Source organism: Kitasatospora sp. NPDC058046, assembly GCF_042885595.1.
Lineage (GTDB): Bacteria > Actinomycetota > Actinomycetes > Streptomycetales > Streptomycetaceae > Kitasatospora.
In genome coordinates, this window is the sequence record NZ_JBHVRS010000009.1 from 200,294 (window position 1) to 221,255 (window position 20,962).

Below are 20,962 nucleotides of genomic sequence, written 5' to 3' on the forward strand. Positions count from 1 at the left end.
TCCGTCGGTCAGTTCTTCTGCAGCAGCGTGTCGTGGGCCAGCTCGTCGATCGCGCCGTGGTCGACCTTGCCGTTGGGCAGCACGGGCAGCCGGGGCAGCGCCACGATACGGCTCGGTACGGCGACGGCCGGCAGGCGTTCGATGAGGTGCGCCCGGAGGCTGCGCCGGTCGACCTCCCCGGTGGTCGAGCTGACGAAGCCGACCACCTTCTTCCGCCCCTGGACGGTGCAGACGCCGACCGCGGCCGCCGCCACGTCCCGGTGGGTGCGCAGCGCCTGTTCGATCTCGGAGCGGTCGACGCGCATCCCGCCGAGTTTGAGCTGGTGGTCGGCCCGGCCGTGGAAGCGCAGCTCGGCCCCGGCGGTGACGGACACGATGTCCCCCGTGCGGTAGAGCTCGCGGGCCGGCTCGGCGAGGCCCGGTCCGCCGATGTGGAGCTCCCCGGGCTCCCCAGGCGGTACGGCGGCGCCGTCGGCGGAGCGGACGTAGAGGCTGGTCCCGGGGACGGCGCCGCCGATCGGCACGTCCGGGAGGTCCGCGTCCGCCGGAGTGCACTCGTGGACCGCGCTCCACACCGTGCACTCCGTCGGGCCGTACTCGTTGTAGAGCCGGGTGCGCGGGAGCGCGTCGAAGTGCTGCCGGACCAGGTCGGGCGGGCAGGCCTCCCCGGCGACGATCACCGTGGAGAGCGTGTCGGCCCGCTCGGCGAGGCCGCCGCGCAGGGCGATGTCGTAGAGCGACGGGAGCATGAGCAGGTGCGACGCCCGGTGGTCCCGCGCGGCCCGGCCGACCGCCAGCAGGTCCGCCGGGCGGTCGCTCGGGATGACCAGTCGGCCGCCGCAGGCCAGGGTCCAGTAGATGCCGGCGACCGAGCTGTCGAAGGAGATCGACGAGCAGAGCAGGAAGGTGGAGACCGGCGTCGGGTAGTACGCGAGCCGGGCCGCGGTCGAGGCCGCCAGCGCGGCGGCGGAGATCGTGACGCCCTTCGGCCGGCCGGTCGACCCGCTGGTGAAGCAGGTGTACGCCAGGGTGCCGCGGACGGTCCCGCCCCGGGGGCCGTCGGTGTCGGCCGGCACCGTGCGGAGGCCCTCGAGCCGGACGTCCAGCCCGGGCTCCGACACCGCGAACCGCGCGCCGCTGGCCTCCGCGATGTAGCGCTGCCTGGCGACCGGGAACCCCGCGTCCACGGGGACGTACCGCGCTCCGGCCCGCAGCACCCCGAGCATGGCGACGACCGCCCAGCGGGACAGCCGCGCGTGCACGACGACCGGGCTGTCCGGCTCCACCCCGGCGGCCCGCAGCGCGGTGGCGACCACGGCGGACCGCTCGTCCAGCTCGGCGTGGTCGAGCGATCCCCCGGCGTCCACGACCGCCGCGCCCCGGCCCCGGAACGGTTCGACCAGGTCGAGGATGTGCGGCGGGGCGTCGAGCGGCACGACCGGCAGGTCCGGTACCCAGTGGGTCATCCGCCTCAGCCCTTCACGGTGGCCCCGCGGGGCACGCCCGCGACGGGCACCCGCTTGAAGCCGGCCAGGAACGTCGAGTGCATCCGCTCGATCCCGCCGACCACCTCGATCGAGGAGAACGTCGCGAACAGCTCGGTGAACAGCAGGCGCAGGGCCAGCCGGGCGAGGTGCGAGCCGACGCAGTAGTGGTGGCCGACGCCGAAGGCGAGGTGCCGGTTGGGGCGGCGCCGGATGTCGAACACGTCGGGGTCGGGGAAGACCTCGGCGTCCCGGTTGGCCGAGGCGAGGTAGGCGACCACGGCGTCGCCCTCGGCGATCCGCACGCCGGAGAGTTCGACCGGCTGGAGCGCGTAACGCATGAAGTTGCTGGCCGGCGTGGCCCAGCGCAGGGCCTCCTCGATGCCGGAGTCCAGCAGCTCCGGGTGCGAGGCCCAGTCCTCGTACCGCGGGCTGCCGGCCAGTTCGACGATCGCGGCGATCGGGACGTGCGGCAGCGTTCCGGCCGAACCCAGCAGCATGCTGTAGCAGTTGGAGATCACCGAGCCGGTCGAGATGGGCTCGCCGTCCACCTCGGTCTCGGCCAGCACGCTGATCAGGTCGTCGCCGGGATCCCGCAGCCGGGCCCGGACCAGGTCCGAGAAGTAGGCGAAGATCTCCCGGTGGCCACGCTTGAGGGTCGGCTCCACGCCGCCCGGCAGCTGGAACTCCGGGTCCTCCTCCGCCGTCGACATCATGGCCAGGCGGATGAGGCGCTCGTGGTCCTCGGCGGGCAGCCCGAGGATGGGGCTGAGGGCGACCAGGGGCAGCCGGGCCATCGCGACCGCGAAGTCGAAGGGCTGTCCGTCGGCTCCGGGGGCGAGCAGGTCACGGATGCCGGCCTGGATCCGGTCGGAGAACGAGGCGAGCGGCTTGACGGCGAGGGCCTGCTTGAGCGGGATCCGCGCCCGGTCGTGGTGCGGCGGGTCGGTCGCCGCCAGCTGCTTCCCGGCCGCCGGGTCGCCTCGGCCGAGCAGGTTGAGCAGGGTGCCCCGTTCGGAGGTGAAGGCGGAGTAGTCGTGCAGCACCCGCTCGACGTCGGCGTACCGGGTGACGACCCAGTAGCCGCCGCCACGGCCGGAGTTCGGCTGCCAGTGGACCGGGTCGTGTTCGCGGAGGCGGCGCCAGACCTCGTGCGGTTCGCCCTGGGAGTAGAGCGCGGGATCGGTGAGGTCTCCCGCCGTGCCGGTGCTCACTGCCGGCCTCCCGGGTACGCCTCGGCCGTCCCGGGCCGGGCCGCCGCCACCGCCTCTTCGATCACCTGGGTCAACTCCGCGATGGTGGGCGACAGGAAGAGGGTCGTGGCCGACACCTCCACCCCGAATTCCCGGTCGATGTCCCCCTGCAGTTCCGCGGCGGTCAGCGAGTCGCCGCCGAGTTCGAAGAAGTCCTCGTCCAGGCCGATCGACGAGATCTCCAGCCGGGCGGCCCATAATTGTGTGAGGCGTTCCTGGACCGACGTCTGCCGTGCTGTTTCCACTGCCACGAGCAACTCCCTTACGCGTCGAAGGAATAGACCGAGAAGAGAGGCACGCTCACGCGCGACCTTCCCTTCAGGAACGACTTCTCGATCAAGCACGTGATTCCGACCACCGTGGCGCCCAGCTCCTCGAGCATTTCCACGGCGGCCGCCACCGAGTTCCCGGTCGCGACGATGTCGTCATGGATGAGGACCCGGGCGCCGGGCGGCACCAGGTCCTTGCGAATCTCGATCCGGTCGGTCGAGTATTCGCCGGAGAACGTCCGCCCCACCGTCTCGCCCGGCAGCTTCCCCTCTTTGCGAATGGCCAGGAAGCCGCAGCCCAGGCGGTCCGCCAGGGCCCCACCGAGGATGAAGCCGCGCGCGTCTATGCCGGCGACGTAGTCCGGGGCGAGTGGAGTCGACCACTCCGTGAGGCCGTCGATCGCCGCACCGAAGGACTCCCGGCTGGCCAGGACGGGCATGACGTCGCGAAACGCCACGCCGGCCCGGAAGTCCTTGAACACTGGAACCGTTGATTCGCCGTCCCGCTGATGACCGGTCTTCATGAGTCCTCCTTGCTGCCGTACGGCAGTGAAAGGTCCCGGCGAGCGCTCGAGCCCGTGAGCCTGTGAGCACGTGAGCACGCGGGTACGTGAGCACGTGAGCACGCGGGCACGCCAGGAAAGGCCTGCTACTGAAAGTGGTTCCGGATTTGCAGAGTGAGGGGGACGATCCGCCATCGTGCCGAAGCGGCCGATGCGCCTGCCCGGGGAAACGGTTCTCCTACGCCGGAAATCTCATCGGCGGGCTCTTCCAGAGCCGGGAGCCCCCTGGGCACGTTCACGCAGCCCGTGGCAGTCGGATCACTGGTCAACACCAGAACTTCATCGGCAAACACAGCCCCCCGGTTGATTCCGCACCGCTAGCTGGCGTGTTCATGACGCTACAGACGAAGCTACATCGCGGGCGACCCCTCGGCAAGATCGCCTGGTCTTTCATCCAGAGGGAAACAGTAATTGACGGTAAGTCAGGCCGAAAATGCCCTGGCCGCACCGGCATTGGCGTCGAAATCATCGGGTCTGCCGGATTGCGGGCGGTTTGCCGGAGTCGGTCGCCTGCGGCTCCCCATGCGCCCGCCGGGAACCCGACCTGTCAACAGGCCTCGGGCCCTCAGATCTGACGAAGTCTCAAACTTGCTTCGCCACAAGGTTGGTCGGATCATTGCTGCCATGAACACGACCGAGAACGCGTCCCCCGCACCCGCACTGACCATAGGGTTCGACCTCGACATGACGCTGGCCGACGGCCGGCCGGGCATCAAGGCGGTGCTGGACATGGTGGCGGCCGAGACGGGGGTCGCCATCGACAGCGACCTGGCGATCACCCGCGTCGGCCCGCCGATCGAGGAGGAGCTGGCCAACTGGTTCCCCGCCGACGAGGTGGACGCGGCCGCCGACCGGTACCGGGCGCTGTTCCCCCAATACGGCGCCCCGGTGGGCGAGTTGCTGCCCGGCGCGCTGGAGGCGATCGCCGCCGTCCACCGGCACGGCGGTCGGACGATCGTCGTCACCGGCAAGTTCGAGCCCAACGCCCGGCTGAACCTCGCCGCGCTCGGCATCAAGGTCGACGACGTCTTCGGCTCGGTCTTCGCCGACCGCAAGGGCGCCGTCCTGCGCGAGCAGGGTGCCTCCGTCTACGTCGGCGACCACCTCGGCGACATCACCGGGGCGCGGGCCGGCGGCGCCCTCGCGGTGACCGTGGCCACCGGGCCGTTCACCGCGGACCAACTGCGCGAGGCGGGTGCCGACGTCGTCCTGAAGGACCTGACCGAGTTCCCGGGGTGGCTCGACGCCCACCTCGCCGGCTGACGGCACCGGACCCGCGGGTGGTCGAGCCTCCGGCTCTCGATCACCCGCGGGTCCGGTCATGCACGGGCCCGGTCGCCCGCGGGGCCGTTCGTCGTCGGCCCGTTCGTCGCGGGTACGCCCGCGGGGTCCCTTCAGCGGGGTTCCGCGTCGCAACCGCTCACGCCGTTGCTCAGGCGACCGTCCCGGAGGTGTCCCGCAGGGTGACGCTCGCGTGGCTCTCCTGGAAGCTCTGCTCGGACACCAGGGTCAGCCGCGCGGTGGACTGGAACTCCGGCAGCGTCACGGAACCGCAGGAGACCATGGTGGACTTGATCTTCGCCATGGTGGTGGCCAGGCCCTCGTTGAGGTCGCCGGCGTAGGGAACGTAGCCGTCGACGCCCTCCTCGAAGACCAGCCCCTGGCCGCCCTGGCCGTAGCGCTGCCAGTTGCGGGCACGGTTGGAGCCCTCGCCCCAGTACTCCTTGACGAAGCCGTCCCTGGTCGGGACCTTCGCGCCGGGCGCCTGGTCGAAGCGGGCGAAGTACCGCCCCATCATGACGAAGTCCGCGCCCATCGCCAGCGCCAGGGCCACGTGGTAGTCCTCCACCAGGCCGCCGTCGGAGCAGAGCGGCACGTAGTCGCCGGTACGCTCCAGGAAGGCGTCCCGGGCGGCGGCGACGTCGAGGACGGCACTGGCCTGGCCCCGGCCGATGCCCTTCTGGTCGCGCGTGATGCAGATGGAGCCGCCGCCCACACCGATCTTCACGAAGTCGGCGCCGGCCTCGGCGAGGAACGTGAACGCCTCGCCGTCCACCACGTTGCCGCCGCCGATCGGGATCTCCGGGTAGTTCTTCTTCGTCCAGGTCAGCGCCTCCGCCTGCCAGTCGCTGTAGCCGTCGGACGAGTCGAAGCACAGGACGTCCGCGCCCGCCTCCAACAGGGCCGGAACCCGCTCGCGGTAGTCGTGGGTGTTGACGCCCGCGCCCACGCGCAGGCGCTTGCCGCCGTCCACGACCTGGTTCGGGAAGCGCTTGTTGTCCGCGTAGTCGGACCGGAACACCAGGTGCTGGAGGTGCCCTTCGCCGTCCAGCACCGGGAGGCAGTCCAGCCGCTCCTCCCACAGCCTCGCGTTCGCCTCGGAGAGGGTGACGTCGCCGCCCGCGTGGGGCAGCTCGCCGAGGGGGGTCATCCGGCCGCTGACGGGACCGTCGAGGTCGTGCCGCTGGGGGTGGAAGTCGCGCGAGGTCACCAGGCCGAGCAGGCGCCCGGTCGCCGTCCCGTCGTGGGTGACGGCGGCGGTGCTGTGGCCGGTCCGGCGCATCACCGCGACCAGGTCGCAGAGGGTGTCGTCGGGCCGGACGTTGGTGTCGCTGGTGACGAAACCGGCCTTGAAGTTCTTCACCTTCCGGACGGCCGCCGCCTGTTCCTCGACCGGCTGGTTGTGGTGGATGAAGCTCAGACCGCCGTTGCGGGCCAGCGCGATCGCGAGCTCCGGGGAGCTGACCGCCTGCATGATCGCCGACACGAACGGGGCGTGCAGCTCGATCGCCGAGGCCTCGCCCACCCGGTGCCGCACCAGGGGCGTCCGGAGATCAACGGCCGCGGGCCCGCAGTCGGTCCGAGTCCGGTTCGGGAGCAGCAGGTACTCGTTGAACGTCCGCGACACCTCGGCGATGATCTGTGCCATGCATTCCTCCTGATCCCGAGCGGGCGGCGCCGGTCGGCCCGACCGCGAAGACCGCGCCCGTGCCCGACGGCTCGACCGGTCAGGTTCACGGACGGGCACGGCGGAGCTCCGCCCCACCAGGGCGCGCATCCTGACCGGGCCTCAGGTGCGAGGCGCGGCAGTTGACTACGCACCTTATCGACTGCCCGACTTGTTGACGAATCACCGTCATCGCCGTCGGCGGCTCCCGAGGAGCGGTGCGCCCGACGGTACGGACACGGAGAACCGAGGTGTCGTCAAAGACACTTGACGACGCGGACGGCTCCGGTCGGGCGGCGGACCCCGGGCCGGAGGTTCCACGCGCGGGTGGGGCGGGACCGGCCCGTCGCCTCCGCGCGTGGGCCGTTCGCCTGCTCGCCCGGTCGCCCGGCGGGGCCCGGGAGCGCGGCTGGCCGGCGACGCCGCGCGGCGGTGTGACCCGAACGGGTCCGGTCGGCGGGCGGCGTGGTGGGGTGGGCCCTAGGTTGCGGTGCCAGGGGGTCATCCGAGCGGAAGGCTGTATCTGGCATGGCCGGGAAATTCGAACTGTACGTGGACGAGGGCGGCATGCACCGGTTCCGACTCAAGGCGAGCAACGGGACGATCGTGGTGACCGGCGACCCGCAGGAGAGCAAGGACGACTGCCTGAGGAGCATCGCGTCGATCCGCAAGCTCGCGCCGTACGCGGAACTCAAGGAGACCGCCGGGTCGGTGTGACGGGCCGGGCCCCGACGCACGGGACGGTGTGACGGGCCGGGACGCGGGACGGTGTGACAGGCCGGGATCCGACGCACGGGACGGTGTGGCGGGCCCGGCTCCGGAGCGCGGGTCGGCGGTGCAAATCGCCGACCCGCGTTCGCCTCTACGACAGATCCCTTTGGCCGGGTGCACGCCGGACGCGGACAGAACACTGGCATGCGCGTCGTCATCGTCACCGAATCCTTCCCGCCCGAGGTCAACGGAGTCGCCCACAGCGTGCTGCGGACGGCCGAGCACCTGGTCCGCCGGGGCCACCGGCCCCTTGTCGTCACCCCCTCGCCGGCGCGGGGCGCCGAGTGCCCGCCGGAGACCTTCGGCGGCGGCGCGGCGCCGGAGATTCCCGTGGTGCGCATCCCGTCGGTGCCGCTGCCGGGATACCCCCAGGTACGGATCGCCCTGCCCAGTCGGCAGCTGGCGGCCGCCGTCGCCGGACACCGGCCGGACCTCGTCCACCTGGCCAGCCCGTTCGTGCTCGGCGCGCGCGGGATGCAGGTCGCGGCGCGGCTCGGGGTGCCCGCCGTCGCCGTCTACCAGACCGATCTGGCAGGGTACGCGCACGCCTACCGGGCCGGGCGGGGGCTCGGGGAGGCCGCCGCCTGGCGGCGGATCCGGGCCGTGCACCGCGCGGCCGCCCGTACCCTGGCGCCCTCCACCCCCGCCGCCCAGGACCTCACCGCCCACGGGGTGCCGAGGGTGCAGCTGTGGCCGCGCGGAGTGGACTCGGTGCGGTTCCACCCCCGGCACCGGGACGAGGCGCTGCACCGGGCGCTCGCCCCGGGCGGGGAGGTGCTGGTCGGGTACGTCGGACGGCTGGCGCCGGAGAAGCGGGTCGACCTGCTGGCGGCGGCCTCGGCGCTGCCCGGGGTACGGGTGGTGGTCGTCGGGGACGGCCCCTCGGCGCCCGGGCTGAAGGCCTCGATGCCGGGCGCCGTGTTCCTCGGCCGGCGCACCGGGGACGAGCTCGCGCGCTGCTTCGCCACCCTGGACGTCTTCGTGCACACCGGCCCGCTGGAGACCTTCTGTCAGACCATCCAGGAGGCGATGGCCAGCGGCGTGCCGGTGATCGGCCCCGCGGCGGGCGGCCCGCTGGACCTGGTCGCCCACCACCGCACCGGCCTGCTGGTGCCGCCCCGGGACGCCGCGGCGGTGGCCCGGGCGGTCGCCGAGCTGGCCGCCGACCCGGCACGGCGGGCCGGGTACGGGCAGGCCGGGCGCGCCGAGGTGACCGCGCGCACCTGGGAGGCGGTCGGGGACCTGCTGCTGCGGCACTACGCCGAGGTGCTGGCGGAGCACCGCGGAGTGCGGCTGCCGTCCGCCGCCCCGGCGTCGGCCGCGCCGGTGGCGCCCGCCCTGTCGGAGGAGCTGCCGGCATGAGCTCCGTTCCCGACGGCGGGGCGCCTACGGCCGGCGCCTCGCCGATCGCCGGTGAGGCTCCGGCGACCGGTGAGGCTCCGATGGCCGGCAGGGTCTCGGCGACCGGCGAGGCGCTGACGATCGTCCGGCTCGCCAACTTCGTCACCCCGGTCTCCGGCGGTCTGCGCACCGCGCTGCGCCACCTCGGTGCCGGGTACCGGGCGGCCGGGCACCGTCCGGTGCTGATCGTCCCCGGGGAGCGGCGCTCCGAGGAGGAGACCGAGCAGGGCGTGGTGGTCACCCTGCCCGGCCCGGTGCTGCCGGCCAGCGGCGGCTACCGGCTGCTCACCGACCGGCGGGCCGTCGCCGCCGAGCTGACCAGGTTCTCCCCCGACCGGCTGGAGGTGTCCGACCGCACCACGCTGCGCTGGACCGGCGCCTGGGCGCGGCGGCACGGCGTGCGCTCGGTGATGGTCTCGCACGAGAGCGCCGCCGGCCTGCTGCGCACCTGGGGCCTGCCCGGTCCGCTGGCGGGCGCGACGGCCGACCGGTTCAACGCGGCCACCGCCCGCGCCTACGACTCGGTGCTCTGCACCACCGACTGGGCGGCGGCGGAGTTCCGGCGGATCGGCACCCCGAACCTGGTCCGGGCCCCGCTGGGGGTGGACCTCGACGCGATGCGCCCGCTGCCGCCGACCGCACGGGCGGCCGAGCGGGCCCGGTACGCCGCTCCGGACGAGACGCTGCTGGTGCTCTGCTCCCGGCTCTCGGCGGAGAAGCGGCCCGAGCGGGCGATCGAGGCGCTGGCCGTCCTGCGGGCCCGGCGGCGGCCCGCGGTGCTGGTGGTGGCCGGCACCGGCCCGCTGCGGGACCGGCTGGCGGCGCGGGCCGCGCGGCTGCGGCTGCCGGTGCGCTTCCTCGGGCACCTGGGCGGGCGGGCGGAACTGGCCCGGCTGCTGGGCTGTGCGGACGTGGTGCTCGCGCCCGGCCCGGTGGAGACCTTCGGGCTGGCCGCGATGGAGTCACTGGCCTGCGGGACCCCGGTGGTGGTCAGCCGCTCCTCCGCGCTGCCCGGCCTGGTCGGGCTCGCCGGGGTGGCGGCCGTCGACACCGGCGACGGATTCGCCTCCGCCGTACGGCAGTTGCTGGGTCGGCCGGAGGAGCTGCGACGGGCCTCCGCCCGGGCTCAGGCCGAGCGGTACGGCTGGCCGGCGGCGGTGGCGGCGTTCCTTGCGGCGCACGGTGTACGCGACGACGAGGCGGTGGACGGAGGTCGGGGGTCAGGATGAGCATGCTGGAGGCCGGGCGTGGCCGGGCCGCGGAAGAACGCCCCACGGCCGGCGAGCTGCTGCGCTTCGTCGCCCTCGGGGACTCGCTCACGGAGGGGGTCGGGGACCAGGTCGGCGAGGGCTGGCGCGGCTGGGCCGCCGTCCTCGCCCGCGCGCTGCCGCCCGAGGGTCGGGACGTCGAGTTCACCAACCTGGCGTACAGCGGGGCGCTCACCACGGAATTGACGACACGTCAGTTACCGGGCGCGCTGGCTCTGCGGCCGCAGCTCGCGGCGGTGGTGGTCGGCGGCAACGACACCCTGCGCTCGGGCTTCGACATCCGGCGCGCCACCCTGGAACTGGACGCCACGATGGGGGAACTGTCCGGCCACGGCGCCAGGCTGCTGACCGCCTGCCTGCCCGACCCGGGCAGCCTGCTCCGGCTCCCGGCGCCGCTCGCCCGTCCCCTGGCGCGCCGGATGCGGGCGGTCAACACCGTGGTGCACGCCCTCACCGAACGCCACCGGGCGGTGCACCTGCACATCGCCGAGCTGCCGTGGCTCACGGAGCGCCGGCTGCTGAGCGTCGACCGCCTGCACCCCAGCGCCGAGGGCCACCACCTGATCGCCCGGCGCTTCCACGACCTGCTCACCGAGGCCGGCCACCCCCTCGGCCCGCCCCCGACCGCCGCTCCCGCCGAACCACCTCCGGGCCTGGCCGCCGACCTCTGGTGGATGGCCACCCGGGGCACCCGTTGGCTCGCCGCCCGCAGCACCGACCTCCTGCCGGGCCTGCTCGCACTGGCCGCCGCGGAGGGCGTCGCCCGCCTGCGCGGCGGGAGCCGGCGGCACGACGAGCAGATGGCCCGGGCCGCGGCGCAGGCCCTCGCCTCGCTGGGGTGAGGAGCGCGCCGGGGTGGCGGGGACGGCGAAGGCGGTGGAACCGGGGACTGTTGCGGAAGTGCGCGCGGCGGCGGGAGTGGCGTAGTACTTGTGGAGGGTCCCGGAGGCATTCCCGTTCTTGTCTGGAGTCGTCGATGTCCGTTCGCCGTGTCGTGCCCAACATCCGGTCGGAGGCCGCGCAGGAGAGCCGGGAGTTCTACGGCCTGCTGGGCTTCGAGGAGGTCATGAACCACGGCTGGATCATGACGCTCGCCTCCCCGTCCAGTCCGGCGGCGCAGGTCAGCTTCATGACCGGCGACAGGACCGCGCCGGTCACCCCCGACCTGAGCATCGAGGTCGACGACGTGGACGCGGCCTACGCGGCCGTGCTGGCCGGCGGTGCGGAGATCGTCCACCCCTTGCAGGACGAGGAGTGGGGCGTACGGCGGTTCTTCGTCCGCGACCCCAACGGCCGTGTGGTCAACGTCCTGGGCCACCGCTGACACCTTCGCTCCCCCGCGACCGGGGACGGTGCCGGTCACGGCCGGGATCGGCGGGGCCGTTCGGCGGGAACCATCGGGGTGGCCCGGGTTGTCGTGTCCGGGGAGAGCGTGACGGAGGGAGTCGGGGTGGAGAGCTCGGGCGCGGTGGGTCGGGACGTGATGGCGGCGGCGGGGGTGCTGTTCTCCGACGGGGCCGGGCGGCTGCTGGTGGTGCGGCTGCCGTACGACCGGAAGCACCCGGTGGCGATCCCGGGCGGCGGGTGGGAGCCGACGGACCGGTCGCCGAGGGAGACCGCCCTGCGGGAGATCCGGGAGGAGCTGGGGTTCACGCCCCGGTTGGGGCCGCTGGCCGGCGTGGACTGGGCGCTGCTGCGCGAGGGCGACCGGCCGATCGTCGTGTACCTCTACTGGGCCGAGCCGCTGACGGCGGAGCAGGTGGCGGCGTTCCGGCCGGACACGGCGGAGGTCGGCGGCTGGACCTGGCTGACGGCGGAGCAGGCCGGACACGCCCTGCCACCACGGCTGTCCCGCCGGGTGACGGCCTGTCTGCGGGCACCGGGCGACACCGGGCCGCTGGAGCTGGAGGACAGCCGGCCGGTCGGCCACACGCTCGCGCGGTTGCCCGCCGACGCGCCGGTGCCCGAGTACGCCGGACTGGCCGCCGCACCGGGGCTGACGCCGTCCGCCGAGGAGCCGCCGGAACCCTCGCAGCCGCCGATGGACCGGGCGACCTACTACGCCACCCGGCCGCGCATCCGGACCAAGGCGCGGGCACTGTTCACCGACGCCGCCGGCCGGGTGCTGCTGGTGCGGCTGCGGCCGTGGGACGGGCCGCTCGGGCAGGTGCCGCACTGGACGCTGCCGGGCGGCGGGGTCGAGGCGGACCGGGAGATGCCCCGGGCGGCCGCCCGGCGGGAGATCCGCGAGGAGCTCGGCTGGGACGTGGAACCGGGGCCACTGCTGGCGCTGGACTGGCAGCCGGGTGCGGCGGCCGACCCGGAGGCGGACCCGGCGACCGGCCGGGACACCGCCGTCCTGGTGTACGTGTTCGACGGGGGCACGGTGACGGAGCGGATGCTCGACTCCCTCGTGCTGCCGGAGGACGAACTGGTCGAGTGGCGGCTCTGCGACCCGGCCGAGGCGCGGACGCTGCTGACCGGCCCGTCCTGGGACCGTACGGCCGCCGCACTGGCCGCCCGGGAACGGGCGGGCGGACCGGTCGAGCTGGTGCGCGGGCGGAGCGTCGGGCCGGACCTGCCGCAGGGGTGAGGCCGGGTGGACGGAGCCCGGCGGGGCGTGAGCCACCGCCGGGGCCTCGTCCGCTTCCTCGCACGTCGGGCGCGGTGGGCCGGCGCGGCGCTTCGGGGCGCCGCGTCAGACCTCCAGCTCGGCCTCGATCCGGCCCAACTGGTGGCGGGCCATCGCGAGGTTGGCGCGCGCCTTGTCCAGCGCGAGGTAGAGGAACAGGCCCTTGCCGGTACGGCCGGTGAGCGGGCGGATCAGGTGGTACTGGCTGGTCAGGGTGATCAGGATGTCCTCGATCCCGTCCTGGAGGCCGAGCATGTCCATGGTGCGCATCTTGGCGCGGACCACGTCGGTGTTGCCGGCGGCGGCGACGTTGAGGTCCAGGCCACCGGGGCCGTCGAGGGTGGCCAGCGCCATGCCGCTGTTGTAGTCCACCAGGGCCGCGCCGATGGCGCCCTCGATGCTGGTCATGGCCTGCTTGAGCGCGCCGGCTGCGTCGGTCATCTGGGTAACTCCCTTTCAGTGGTGGGTGGTTCGGTTTCGGTCGGTGCGGTTTCAGGCGGTGCGGTGGTCTGGTGGCGCGGTCAGCCCGCGTCGCGCGGGTCCTTGGGCACGAGCGCGTCGTTGAGCAGCTCCGCGATGCGCTGCGCGCTGCGGCGGGCCTCCAGGTGCAGCCGGCCGACGTTGACGTCGGGGTGCGCCAGCAGCGTCAGCACGCAGCTGCCGCCGGCCGCGTAGGTGGCGACGTAGCCGTTCTCGCCGCGCACCAGCGACTCGCGGAACTCGCCCTGGCCGGTGGTGTCGGCGAGCCGCTGGGCCAGCGAGAGCGAGGCCGCCGTCATCGCGGCCAGACCCGAGGGCTCGGTGCCGTGGGTGTCGTGCGCGATCAACAGGCCGTCCACGCTGGCGACCAGACCACCCGCGAGGTGCGGGACGCGGTGCTTGACGGCGCGCAGTTCGGCGAGCAACTCGGTCTCCAAGGCGATCAGTTGTCTCCTTCCGACACGCTGCTTGAGTGCCCGCCTCATGGCCGGAACGACGGGGTCGCGGGCGGGGAATGGGTCAAAGTCGGGCCTCCAGAAGGTCTCGGACCCGGGTCAGCAGCGCGATGTCCGGGTCGGGAACGGTCAGCGGGTGGGCCGCTGCCGTGGTGGGCGGGCGTTCTGATCGCGTGGGGGCGTCGGTCCCGGCGTCGGTCCCGGTGTCGGTCCCGGCGGGGGTGCCGGTACGGGCTGCGGCGGGGTCGGCCGTGACCGGGGCTCCGGGGAGTCCGGCACCCCGGAGGCTGGCGCCGGGGACCCTGCGGTGCAGCCCTCCGGCCGGTCCGCTCGTGACCGGTGGGGGAACTTCGGCTGCCGGTACGGCCGTTGGCGACACCTCGGGCACCTGGGCCGCCGTCGGCACCTCGGGCGGGCGCGGCACGTCGGCTGGCAACGGCGCGTCCAGCAGCCCGGCGGCGGCGAGCCGTCGGACGTCGGCCGTCACGCCGAAACCGGAGCGGCCGAGCAGCCGGGCCAGGTCGGCCGGGGTCCTGCGGCCGTCGGCGTGGTCCAGCAGCTCGCGGCGCCGACGGCCGGACGGGCGGTGGGAGGCTCGGCGGACGTGCTCGACCGGGCGGACGGGCGCGGTGTCGAGCTGCCCCCACGGCCAGATCCCGTCGAGCAGTTGCCGACGGCGTGCGACCTCGCGACGGATCCGGGCCGGGTCGACGTCCGCGACCGGTCCGAGCCAGTGCCGGGCGTCGGCCTCGAACCGCCAGACTCCGCCGCCCGGGTCGGCGAGGACGAAGAACGAGGCGTCGAACAGCGTTCCCAGGTGGCCGAGTTCGAGCTCTCCCCGGGTGAGCAGCCGCCGGTCGACGAGCGCCTCGCCGACCCTCGACCGAGGTCCGTGGATCCGGAGCAGCTCCGCCCAGCCCTCGGGGGTGATCCGGCCGCAGCCGATGAGCAGGTCGGCCAGGCCGGGGGCCCGGGAGGACTGGGCGGCGGCCACCCGCCCGTCGACCAGGTGGAGGCTGCCGAGCGGTCCGTGCAGGGCGCCGGTGGCGCGACGGTCGGCGAGCAGGGCGAGCGCCTCGCCCGGGGTCCTCGGGGTGGCGGCCCCCGCCCAGGGCGGCGGCGCGGTGCCGGTCGCGGCGGTCACGCGCTCACCCCAGCACCAGTTCGTCGGTGAGCGCCCGGAGGCGGAAGCGGGCGGCGGCGAGGTTGCCCTCCGCGCGGTCCAGCCAGAGGTGCAGCACGAGCCTGTTGTCGAAGACGGTGTCGATGAAGCGGATCAGGTGGTAGCTGCGGCCGGCGGTGACGATGATGTCCTCCAGCGGGGCCCGCCGGTCCTCCGTCACGGTGAAGGTCTGGCTCTCAACGGCCGCCCGCACCAGGTCGGTTGCCTCGGCGGCGGAGGTTTCGTGCTCTCCGGTCGGGCTGTCCCCGAGGCTGCCGAGGGCGAGCCCGCTGCTCCAGTCGACCAGGCTCGCGGCGCGGGCCCCGGGGATCGCCATCGCTCCGGAGAGGCATTCGTCGATACCGGGCACACCGGCTCCTTCGCGGGGTCTGGGCGGCCGGACGCAGCGCGGCGCCGACCGGTTCACCACCAGCAGTGGCTAGTTCGACACGGAAGGCTACTGCCGGATTCCGTCGGACGAACATTCCGATGGCATATTCACACCGGCAACGGCCAGTTCCGGCCAAGAATTGACGATGCATCAGTCCGGGAGGGGAGGTGACGCCACTGGTGGGCCAGGGCGGTTGGAGCGCCGTTCACCGGCCGCCTGGCACGGGACCTTGGCCGATACCGGGCCGTGCCGGAGGGTTTCGTCATCGAAAGTGCGATAAGAGGACGAGCCCATGGAGCGCGAACACGCCGAAGGGGCCCGTTCCGTTGGACGGAACGAGCCCCTTCGATGGGAGCGCCAGGCCCGGATCGCACGGACTCTCCCTACTGAAAGTAGGGCGTGCTCTGGTAGCACCGCTGACGCCTGTTCGAGATTCGTTTCCCGGAAGGTCACTTCCTCTCGACGGGAAGAACACTAGCAGGCCATCACGCCTGGTCAGAAATCGCGACCGGGGGGCCGCCGGGCACTTCCGGGCCGGCCCGTGCCGGTCAGCCCAGCAGCGCCCGGTAGCCCCCGATCAGGGCGGTGAGCCCGAGCTCGAAGGCCCGGTCCGCGCGCTCGCGCCCGACGGGGACGGCATCCAGGGCGTCGGCCAACCTCGGGGTGGCGGCGCGGTCGACGGCGTCGACCATGACGTCCGGGGCGACGAGGTCCAGCGCCGAGCCCAGGATGAAGCTCTCCAGGGCGGTGATCAGGCCCATCACGTCCTGCGCGGCGAAGCCCGCGTCCTCCAGGGTGGCGACGGCCCGCTCGTACAGCTCGTGCATGAACGATTCGGCAAGCGGCGCGGTGGCGAGCAGCCGGACGATGCCGGGGTGTTCTGCGAAGGCGTCCCGGTAGGCGTGCGCCCAGGTGCGCAGCGCGGCGTCCCAGGGCTGGTCCCACATCGACTGCTCGCCGATCGTGCGCACCAGCTCGGCGCGCATCAGGGCGACGATCTCGGCCCGGCCGGCCACGTGGTGGTAGAGCGCGGAGGGGCTGACCTTGAGCGCACCGGCCAGCGCGGGGATGGTGAGGTCCCCCGCCTCGTCGACCAGCCGGAGCGCGGTGTCCACGATGCGCTGCCGGTCCAGCAGGGGTGTGCGCGGCCTGGGCATGCCCGGTTCCTCACCTTCGGGGTCGCCGGGCGGCCCGTCGGCCCCCGACAGACCAAGATCGTCGTTATCCAAGCGTTATTGAACGGCTTTCAGTAAAACCCTTCCGCACCCGCCGGTGCCGCGCCTACGGTAACCGAACCCCATTCGGTTAGGCAGGCCGCGCACCCGTCGGCCCGCCCTGCCCCGGAGAGGACGCACACCCCCGTATGCGTGCCGAAACGATCTTCACCGGCGGCCGGATCCACACCGGAGACCCCGCCCTCCCCCGCACCCACGCCCTCGCCGTCAGCGCGGGGCGGATCGCCGCCCTCGGCGACGCCGCCCTCGCCCTGCGCGACGAAGGCACCGAGACCGTCGACCTCGACGGCGGCGCCCTGCTGCCCTCCTTCGGCGACGGCCACGTCCACCCGCTGCTCGGCGCCATCGGCCTGCGCGGCGTGCCCGTCCGCGACTGCACCAGCGTGGAGCAGGTCGTGGCGGCCGTCCGCGACTGGGCGCGGCGCCACCCCGAGGCCGAGTGGATCACCGGCGACGCCGTGGATCCGTCACTGGCCGAGGGCGGGCTGTTCGACGCCCGGCTGCTCGACGCCGCCGTACCGGACCGGCCGGTCCTGCTGCGCACCATGGACCACCACACCGGCTGGGCCAACAGCGAGGCGCTGCGCCGGGCCGGGTACGGGCCGGACACGCCCCAGCCGGTCGGTGGCGAGATCGTCCGACGACCGGACGGCAGCCCGCTCGGCACCCTGCGCGAGTTCGGCGCGCTCAACCCCGTCCTCGCGCTCGTCCCGCCGCGGCCGCTGGCCGAACAGGTCGCCGCACTGCGGGAGACCACCGCCGCGCTCGCCGCCGCCGGACTCACCTGGCTCCAGGACGCCTGGGTCGAACCCGCGCAGGTGGACACCTGGCTGGCGGCCGTCGCCGAGCAGGACCTGCCGGTCCGGGCCGGACTCGCCCTGCTGCTCGAACCGGACGGCTGGCGCGAGCGGCTCCCCCGCCTGGCCGCCGACCGCGACCGGGTCGAGGCCGCCGGGCGCGGACGGCTCAGCGCGCGGGCGGTCAAGTTCTTCGCCGACGGCGTCATCGAGTCCGGGACGGCCGCGCTGCTGGAGCCGTACAGCGACTGCCCGCACTCCCACGGCGTCGCCAACTGGACCGGCGCCGAGCTGGCGGAGGCCGTCACCGCCGTGGACGCGCTGGGCTTCCAGCCGCACATCCACGCGATCGGCGACCACGGCGTACGGATCGCGCTGGACGCCGTCGAGGCCGCCGCCCGCCGCAACGGGCCGCGCGCCCGCCGGCCGGTGATCGCACACGTCCAGCTGGTCCACCCGGACGACCTGCCGCGGTTCGCCGAACTCGGGGTGATCGCCAACTTCGAACCGCTGTGGGCGCAGACCGACCCGCTGATGACCGAGCTCACCCTGCCCCGGATCGGCCCGGACCGCGGCTCCCGGCAGTACCAGATCGCCGCCCTGCTGCGCGGCGGCGCCCGGGTCTCCTTCGGCAGCGACTGGCCGGTCACCCGCTACGAGCCGCTCGCCGGGCTGGCCACCGCCGTCACCCGGCAGACGCCGGACGGGCTGCCGGACGGCGGCTGGCTGCCCGAGGAGCGGATCGGGCTCACCGAGGCGCTGGCGGCGTACTCGGCGGGCGTGGCGCACCAGGCCTTCGAGGAGGCCGAGTGGGGCGTGCTGCGGCCGGGCCTGCGGGCCGACCTGGTGCACCTGGCCACCGATCCGTACGCGGTGCCGGCCGGTGAGCTGGCCTCGATCGAGGTGGCCGGCACCTGGCTCGGCGGACGGCGCACCCACGGTGGGCCGCCCGGCCGTGACCGCTCGACGCGCTGAGGCGCGCCCCGGCCGGCTGTCCGGCTGCGGCTGGTCCGGCTTGTTTGGCTTGTCCGGCTTGTCCGGCTGCGGCTCGACGCGCTGAGACGTCCTGGCCGACCGGCCGCCCCGCCCGGACGGATGTCCCGACCGGTTCCGGCCGTCCCCCACGGCGTCCGTGCCTCGTTCCCCGGTCGGCGGCCGACGCGTCCGCGCCGCCGACCGCCCTACCCTCGTACCCACGACCCCAGGAGAGCTCCCCCATGACCCTGCCCTCCGACGCGGCCTCCCCCGCCGCACTCCGTCCCCCCGACCCCGGCGCCCCTTCCACCCCCACCTCCGCCGGCACCCCCGGCACCCCCGGCGGGCTGGAGCGCGGGGTGCTCGGCACCGGCGACATCGTCTTCTTCGTCGTGGCCGCCGCCGCGCCGCTGACCGTGATGGCCGGCGTGGCGCCGTTCGCCATCTCCTTCGGCGGCATCGGCGCGCCGGTCGCCTACCTGGCCACCGGCGTGGTGCTGGCGCTCTTCGCGGTCGGCTTCACCACCATGACCGCGCACATCCGCAACGCCGGCGCCTTCTACGCCTACGTCACCCGCGGCCTCGGCCGGGCGGCCGGGCTGGGCGCGGCGCTGCTCGCGGTGCTCTCGTACAACGCGATCCAGATCGGCATGTTCGGCGCCTTCGGGTTCTTCGCCCACACCACGGCCGAGGACCTGCTCGGGCTGGACCTGCCCTGGCCGGTCTGGGCGCTGCTCGGGGTCGCGGTGGTCTGGTTCCTCGGCTTCCGCTCGATAGACCTCGGGGCCAAGGTGCTCGGGGCGCTGCTGATCGCCGAGACCGGCATCCTGCTGGTGCTCGCGGTGGCGGTGCTGGTCAAGGGCGGGGCGCACGGGCTGAGCCTGTCCTCGTTCGCCCCGGAGCACGTGTTCTCCGGCGGGATGGGCGGGGTGCTCGGCCTCTCCTTCGCCGCCTTCATCGGCTTCGAGGCGACCGCGATCTACCGTGAGGAGGCCCGGCAGCCGCAGCGGACCGTGCCGCGCGCGACCTACGCCGCGATCGTCTTCCTCGGCCTCTTCTACACCTTCGTCACCTGGATGATCGTGCAGGCCTTCGGCGACACCGGGGCCGTCGCGACCGCCACCGCCGACCCGGCCGGGATGTTCTTCACCGCGATGACCGACTACGTCGGCGGCTGGGCGACGGACGTGCAGCGGGTGCTGATCGTCACCAGCCTGCTCGCGGCGCTGCTCGCCTTCCACAACACCATCACCCGGTACGGCTACGCGCTGGCCACCGAGCAGGCCGCCCCGGCCGCGCTGGGCCGCGTCCACCCGCGCCACGGTTCACCGTGGATCGGCGGCATCGTGCAGTCGGTGGTGGCGGCGGTGGCCGTCGTGGTGGCCGCGCTGATCGGGGCGGACCCGTACAACCAGTTCTTCCTCTGGGCGAACTCCCCCGGGGTGGTCGGCATCCTGGTGCTCCAGGCGCTGGCCGGTCTGGCCGTGTTCGCCTTCTTCCGCCGCAACCGGGCGGCCGCCGCGAGCGCCGGGGCGTTCCGTACGGTCGTGGCGCCGCTGGCCGCCACCGTGCTGCTGTGCGGGGCCACCGCGCTGGTGGTGTGGCGGCTCGACCTGTTCACCGGCGCCGGCCCAGAGGTCAACTGGCCGCTGGTCGCGATCGTGCCGGTGGTGTTCCTGACCGGCGTCGGGATCGCGCTGCGGCTGCGGGCCCGACGGCCGGAGGTGTACGCGCGGCTCGGGACGACCGAGGTCGACGGGGGCTGAGCGGCGGTGCCGGGCAGCGAGCGCCGGGCAGCCGGCGAGGCCCGGACCGGACCGGTGACGGCTCCGCCTCCTCCGGGCCCACTCGGGCCCGGCCCGCTCAGGCCCGGCCGACGGCCTCGGCGAGGAGCCGGTAGGAGTCCAGCAGCGCGGCGCGGTCGTAGGTACTGGTGGTGACCAGGAACTCGTCCGCCCCGCTGCGCTCCACCAGCGCCAGCAGCTCGGCGGCGGCCTGCGCCGGGGTGCCCGCGATGTGGCCCTTGAGCGACTGCTCGTACGCGGCCCGCTCCCGGACGGTCATCTCCCGGGCGAGGATCTCCGCCGCCGGGGCCAGGGGCGGGAACTCGCCGTGGGTACGGGAGTACGCGCCGGACCAGGCCTCCGGGACGAGCAGCTCGCGCGCCCGCTCGGCCGTCTCGGCGACCGCCACCGTGCCCGAGACCACCACGTACGGCTCGGCGGCGTGCGCCGAGGGGCGGAACCGGTCGCGGTAGCGGTCGATCGCCGCGAGCATCCGGTCCTCCCCGTGCGGGGCGGCGATCACCAGCGGCAGCCCGGCGTCGGCGGCCAGGTCGGCGCCCGCACCGGTGGCCAGGACGAAGGCCGGGACGTGCAGGCCCTCGGCCGGCCGGGCGTGGACTCCGCGGTGCGCCTGCTGCGAGCCGTCGAAGTAGCCGAGCAGTTCGGCCAGCTGGGCACCGAACTCGTCCGCTGCGCCCTTCTCGCGCCCGAGCGCCCGCCGGACGCCGTCGGTGAAGCCCACCGAGCGCCCGAGCCCCATGTCGATCCGCCCCGGGAACAGCGCGGCCAGCACCCCGAACTGCTCGGCCACCACCAGCGGCTGATGGTTGGGCAGCATCACCCCGCCGGTGCCGACCCGGATCCGGGAGGTGGCCGCCGCCACCGCCGCGGCGAGCACGGTGGGCGCCGACCCGGCCACCCCCGGCACGCCGTGGTGCTCGGAGACCCAGAACCGGTGGTAGCCGAGCCGCTCCGCCTCGCGGGCGAAGGCCACCGTGTCCCGCAGTGCCCGGGCCGGCTCCTCACCCTGTCTGGTCCGGGAGCGGTCGAGCACGGAGATCCTGGTCGTGGACGCGGCGCTGGTCACGTTGGTGC

At 74.2% G+C, this 20,962-nt stretch carries 20 protein-coding genes; 9 read left to right on the top strand and 11 right to left on the bottom strand.

Annotated features, from left to right (window positions below; genetic code table 11):
* Window positions 1-8: 8 nt before the first annotated feature.
* Genes ACFVU7_RS20420 through ACFVU7_RS20435 form a run of 4 tightly spaced genes read right to left on the bottom strand, consistent with a single transcriptional unit; the run spans window position 9 to window position 3,530 of the window.
* Window positions 9-1,466 (bottom strand): amino acid adenylation domain-containing protein, encoded by a 1,458-nt coding sequence (locus ACFVU7_RS20420; protein ID WP_388046311.1) that lies wholly within the window; start codon window positions 1,464-1,466, stop codon window positions 9-11.
* Between the two features lie 5 nt (window positions 1,467-1,471).
* Complete coding sequence (locus ACFVU7_RS20425) at window positions 1,472-2,698, bottom strand: cytochrome P450 (protein WP_049652117.1); 1,227 nt, start codon at window positions 2,696-2,698, stop codon at window positions 1,472-1,474.
* Entirely contained in the window at window positions 2,695-2,988 is a 294-nt protein-coding gene (locus ACFVU7_RS20430) for an acyl carrier protein (protein WP_074004520.1), read from the bottom strand. The genes ACFVU7_RS20425 and ACFVU7_RS20430 overlap by 4 nt, the downstream gene beginning before the upstream one ends.
* Window positions 2,989-2,999: 11 nt before the next feature.
* Window positions 3,000-3,530, bottom strand: a complete 531-nt coding sequence (locus tag ACFVU7_RS20435) for an adenine phosphoribosyltransferase (protein WP_049652115.1) — start codon at window positions 3,528-3,530, stop codon at window positions 3,000-3,002.
* A gap of 663 nt (window positions 3,531-4,193) precedes the next feature.
* Here ACFVU7_RS20435 and ACFVU7_RS20440 point away from each other — a divergent pair.
* Window positions 4,194-4,832 carry an HAD family hydrolase gene (locus ACFVU7_RS20440; RefSeq protein WP_220450140.1) on the top strand — a complete coding sequence of 213 codons (639 nt, stop codon included), beginning with the start codon at window positions 4,194-4,196 and terminating at the stop codon, window positions 4,830-4,832.
* Window positions 4,833-5,001: 169 nt separating this feature from the next.
* Here ACFVU7_RS20440 and ACFVU7_RS20445 read toward each other — a convergent pair whose 3' ends face one another.
* On the bottom strand, window positions 5,002-6,498 hold the full coding sequence (locus ACFVU7_RS20445) for an IMP dehydrogenase (RefSeq protein ID WP_388046312.1): 1,497 nt from the start codon (window positions 6,496-6,498) through the stop codon (window positions 5,002-5,004).
* Window positions 6,499-7,044: 546 nt separating this feature from the next.
* On the opposite strand from ACFVU7_RS20445, the gene ACFVU7_RS20450 reads away from it, so the two are divergent.
* From ACFVU7_RS20450 to ACFVU7_RS20475, 6 genes are all read left to right on the top strand, one after another.
* Window positions 7,045-7,233 (top strand): DUF1508 domain-containing protein, encoded by a 189-nt coding sequence (locus tag ACFVU7_RS20450; protein ID WP_049652112.1) that lies wholly within the window; start codon window positions 7,045-7,047, stop codon window positions 7,231-7,233.
* 198 nt (window positions 7,234-7,431) lie between these two features.
* Window positions 7,432-8,649, top strand: coding sequence for a glycosyltransferase family 1 protein (locus ACFVU7_RS20455; RefSeq protein WP_079272522.1), 1,218 nt, complete (start codon window positions 7,432-7,434; stop codon window positions 8,647-8,649).
* Between the two features lie 80 nt (window positions 8,650-8,729).
* Window positions 8,730-9,917, top strand: coding sequence for a glycosyltransferase (locus ACFVU7_RS20460; protein WP_388046403.1), 1,188 nt, complete (start codon window positions 8,730-8,732; stop codon window positions 9,915-9,917).
* 2 nt (window positions 9,918-9,919) lie between these two features.
* On the top strand, window positions 9,920-10,798 hold the full coding sequence (locus tag ACFVU7_RS20465) for an SGNH/GDSL hydrolase family protein (RefSeq protein ID WP_388046405.1): 879 nt from the start codon (window positions 9,920-9,922) through the stop codon (window positions 10,796-10,798).
* A 134-nt stretch (window positions 10,799-10,932) separates the two neighbouring features.
* Window positions 10,933-11,280, top strand: a complete 348-nt coding sequence (locus ACFVU7_RS20470) for a VOC family protein (RefSeq protein WP_388046314.1) — start codon at window positions 10,933-10,935, stop codon at window positions 11,278-11,280.
* A gap of 108 nt (window positions 11,281-11,388) precedes the next feature.
* The gene (locus ACFVU7_RS20475; RefSeq protein ID WP_388046316.1) at window positions 11,389-12,549 is read left to right on the top strand and encodes an NUDIX domain-containing protein; all 1,161 of its coding nucleotides are present in this window, start codon (window positions 11,389-11,391) and stop codon (window positions 12,547-12,549) included.
* Between the two features lie 105 nt (window positions 12,550-12,654).
* Here the strand turns inward: ACFVU7_RS20475 and ACFVU7_RS20480 are convergent, their stop codons facing one another.
* The 5 genes from ACFVU7_RS20480 to ACFVU7_RS20500 form a co-directional block, all read right to left on the bottom strand.
* On the bottom strand, window positions 12,655-13,029 hold the full coding sequence (locus ACFVU7_RS20480) for a hypothetical protein (RefSeq protein ID WP_049652052.1): 375 nt from the start codon (window positions 13,027-13,029) through the stop codon (window positions 12,655-12,657).
* 80 nt (window positions 13,030-13,109) lie between these two features.
* A complete protein-coding gene (locus ACFVU7_RS20485; protein WP_310593218.1) occupies window positions 13,110-13,505 on the bottom strand; it encodes a roadblock/LC7 domain-containing protein in 396 nt (131 codons plus the stop codon).
* An 82-nt stretch (window positions 13,506-13,587) separates the two neighbouring features.
* Window positions 13,588-14,667, bottom strand: coding sequence for a hypothetical protein (locus ACFVU7_RS20490; protein WP_388046318.1), 1,080 nt, complete (start codon window positions 14,665-14,667; stop codon window positions 13,588-13,590).
* A gap of 4 nt (window positions 14,668-14,671) precedes the next feature.
* Window positions 14,672-15,055: a hypothetical protein gene (locus ACFVU7_RS20495; RefSeq protein WP_388046320.1), complete on the bottom strand. Its 384-nt coding sequence runs from the start codon at window positions 15,053-15,055 to the stop codon at window positions 14,672-14,674.
* 569 nt (window positions 15,056-15,624) lie between these two features.
* Entirely contained in the window at window positions 15,625-16,233 is a 609-nt protein-coding gene (locus ACFVU7_RS20500) for a TetR/AcrR family transcriptional regulator C-terminal domain-containing protein (protein ID WP_049652049.1), read from the bottom strand.
* A gap of 206 nt (window positions 16,234-16,439) precedes the next feature.
* Between ACFVU7_RS20500 and ACFVU7_RS20505 the strand changes: the two genes are divergently transcribed.
* Together ACFVU7_RS20505 and ACFVU7_RS20510 are read left to right on the top strand one after the other, a co-directional pair.
* Window positions 16,440-18,083: an amidohydrolase gene (locus ACFVU7_RS20505; protein WP_388046322.1), complete on the top strand. Its 1,644-nt coding sequence runs from the start codon at window positions 16,440-16,442 to the stop codon at window positions 18,081-18,083.
* Between the two features lie 242 nt (window positions 18,084-18,325).
* On the top strand, window positions 18,326-19,849 hold the full coding sequence (locus tag ACFVU7_RS20510) for an APC family permease (RefSeq protein ID WP_388046324.1): 1,524 nt from the start codon (window positions 18,326-18,328) through the stop codon (window positions 19,847-19,849).
* 97 nt (window positions 19,850-19,946) lie between these two features.
* Here the strand turns inward: ACFVU7_RS20510 and ACFVU7_RS20515 are convergent, their stop codons facing one another.
* The gene (locus ACFVU7_RS20515) at window positions 19,947-20,954 is read right to left on the bottom strand and encodes an MsnO8 family LLM class oxidoreductase (RefSeq protein ID WP_388046407.1); all 1,008 of its coding nucleotides are present in this window, start codon (window positions 20,952-20,954) and stop codon (window positions 19,947-19,949) included.
* Between the last annotated feature and the right edge of the window lie 8 nt (window positions 20,955-20,962).

Bases quoted from the DNA above. Each gene is read 5' to 3' on its own strand.
- ACFVU7_RS20420 (WP_388046311.1), bottom strand. From the start codon at position 1,466: ATGACCCACTGGGTACCGGACCTGCCGGTCGTGCCGCTCGACGCCCCG.
- ACFVU7_RS20435 (WP_049652115.1), bottom strand. From the start codon at position 3,530: ATGAAGACCGGTCATCAGCGGGACGGCGAATCAACGGTTCCAGTGTTC.
- ACFVU7_RS20440 (WP_220450140.1), top strand. From the start codon at position 4,194: ATGAACACGACCGAGAACGCGTCCCCCGCACCCGCACTGACCATAGGG.
- ACFVU7_RS20445 (WP_388046312.1), bottom strand. From the start codon at position 6,498: ATGGCACAGATCATCGCCGAGGTGTCGCGGACGTTCAACGAGTACCTG.
- ACFVU7_RS20450 (WP_049652112.1), top strand. From the start codon at position 7,045: ATGGCCGGGAAATTCGAACTGTACGTGGACGAGGGCGGCATGCACCGG.
- ACFVU7_RS20455 (WP_079272522.1), top strand. From the start codon at position 7,432: ATGCGCGTCGTCATCGTCACCGAATCCTTCCCGCCCGAGGTCAACGGA.
- ACFVU7_RS20460 (WP_388046403.1), top strand. From the start codon at position 8,730: ATGGCCGGCAGGGTCTCGGCGACCGGCGAGGCGCTGACGATCGTCCGG.
- ACFVU7_RS20465 (WP_388046405.1), top strand. From the start codon at position 9,920: ATGCTGGAGGCCGGGCGTGGCCGGGCCGCGGAAGAACGCCCCACGGCC.
- ACFVU7_RS20470 (WP_388046314.1), top strand. From the start codon at position 10,933: ATGTCCGTTCGCCGTGTCGTGCCCAACATCCGGTCGGAGGCCGCGCAG.
- ACFVU7_RS20480 (WP_049652052.1), bottom strand. From the start codon at position 13,029: ATGACCGACGCAGCCGGCGCGCTCAAGCAGGCCATGACCAGCATCGAG.
- ACFVU7_RS20500 (WP_049652049.1), bottom strand. From the start codon at position 16,233: ATGCCCAGGCCGCGCACACCCCTGCTGGACCGGCAGCGCATCGTGGAC.
- ACFVU7_RS20505 (WP_388046322.1), top strand. From the start codon at position 16,440: ATGCGTGCCGAAACGATCTTCACCGGCGGCCGGATCCACACCGGAGAC.
- ACFVU7_RS20510 (WP_388046324.1), top strand. From the start codon at position 18,326: ATGACCCTGCCCTCCGACGCGGCCTCCCCCGCCGCACTCCGTCCCCCC.